This window comes from Methylobacterium sp. CCH5-D2 (assembly GCF_001556475.1).
In the GTDB taxonomy this organism is placed as follows: Bacteria; Pseudomonadota; Alphaproteobacteria; order Rhizobiales; family Beijerinckiaceae; genus Methylobacterium; species Methylobacterium hispanicum.
On record NZ_LSIX01000500.1, the window covers coordinates 1 to 1,652 of the forward strand.

The window sequence follows — 1,652 nt, forward strand, 5'->3', positions numbered from 1 at the left end:
GCTTGTAGGGCGCGACGCCCGCCTGCGGGGTCTTGAGCGCCGATTCGCGGGCCTGGAAGTAGTCCTGCACCAGGGCGATGCGCTCGGACACCGCGTCCTCGACCTGCGGGTCGAAGACGAGCGGCACGCCCGGCACGTAGTCGAACAGGGTGTCGAGCTTGTCGTAGAAGAGCGGCATCCAGTGTTCGAGGCCGCTGTAGCGGCGGCCCTCGCTCACCGTCTCGTAGAGGCGGTCGTCGCGGGTCACCGCGCCGAAGCTGGTGATGTAGCCCTGGCGGAAGCGCCGGATCGTCTCGGTGGTGAGCTGCACCTCGCTCATCGGCACGAGGTCGAGGGAGCGCAATTGCCCCACCGTACGCTGCGTCTCCGGATCGAAGGCGCGGATCGATTCCAGCGTGTCGCCGAAGAAGTCGAGGCGGATCGGGTTCGGCAGCCCCGGCGGCGAGAGGTCGAGGATGCCGCCGCGCACCGCGTACTCGCCGGTGTCGCGCACCGTCCCCGTGCGCAGGAAGCCGTTGGCCTCGACCCAGGCCACCACCTTGTCCATCGACACGACGTTGCCGATCGCCGCCGAGAAGGTCTCGACCGCGATGCGGTCGCGCGGGGGCACGCGCTGCACCAGGGCGTTGACCGTGGTGAGGAGGATGCGGGGCGCTTCTTCCGTGGAGCGCGACCGGGTGAGGCGCGAGAGCGCGGTCATGCGCTGGGCCGAGACGGCGGCGGTCGGGGAGGTGCGGTCGTAGGGCTGGCAGTCCCAGGCCGGCACGCTCATCGCCTCGATCTCGGGGGCGACGAAGCGCAGCGCGCTCGCGAAGGCCGCCGAGCGCCCGGAATCGCGCGCCACGTGGACCAGCACCGCCGGGCCCTCGTGCCCGCGCGACAGGGCGCGGGCGAGGTCGGCCACCACGAGGGCGTCGAAGCCCTCGGGCACGCCCGCCAGGACCGGGCTGTCGCCGGCCTTGAGGGCGTCGATCGCCTTGGTGAGCGGCGCGGATTTCGGCAGGGCGAAGCGCGCGACCTGCGGCTTCGGTGCGGGTGCCGGGGGCTTGGGCTGGGGTTTAGCCATCTGGATCGTGCTGTCGATTCTGTTCTTCAAGACCCGCGCCGTCTCCCTCCCCCGCAGAGGGGGAGGGAGCGCGCAGCCGGGGCCGCGCGCCGTCGTCGGTCGCGCCCGATCAGTGGATCGGCGCGTCGTGCTTGTGGAACGCCTTGAGGCGCCGGTAGACCGCGGTGTCGTAGTTCTCCGGCACCGCGCTCTCGCCGGTGAGCCAGCCGAACAGGTCGCGGTCCGGCACCTCGATCAGCGCCTCGAACGCGGTCAGCTCCTCGTCCGAGAGCGTGCCGATCTCCGCGTCGGCGAAGCGGCCCATGATCAGGTCCATCTCGCGGATGCCCCGGTGCCAGGCGCGGTAGAGGGTGCGGCGGCGGCGCGGGTCGAGATCCGCGCTGGAGCGGGTGGTGCCGGACATCGGACGATCCTGGGCAATGGTGGTCGCCCGCTCATGTAGAGTCTCCGGCCGCCAGATGCGAGCGCGACGCGTCGGCACCGGGACGGGGCAGCGCTGCGCGCCGTGCCGCCTCGCCGCGCTGTCCGAGAAAGCGCGGGTCCCCTCTCCCATAGGGAGAGGTCTGCTTTCGCAGAAAGCCGGGTG

1 protein-coding gene and 1 pseudogene are annotated in these 1,652 nt (G+C 71.7%); both read right to left on the bottom strand.

The features are described 5' to 3' along the window. Positions 1 to 1,066: pseudogene (locus AX737_RS12765) on the bottom strand (transcription-repair coupling factor); the annotation flags it as partial. A gap of 109 nt (positions 1,067 to 1,175) precedes the next feature. Then, positions 1,176 to 1,469: a succinate dehydrogenase assembly factor 2 gene (locus AX737_RS12770; RefSeq protein ID WP_066921853.1), complete on the bottom strand. Its 294-nt coding sequence runs from the start codon at positions 1,467 to 1,469 to the stop codon at positions 1,176 to 1,178. Positions 1,470 to 1,652: the final 183 nt, after the last annotated feature.

Coding starts and splice junctions, on each gene's coding strand:
- AX737_RS12770 (WP_066921853.1), bottom strand. CDS start 1,469: ATGTCCGGCACCACCCGCTCCAGCGCGGATCTCGACCCGCGCCGCCGC.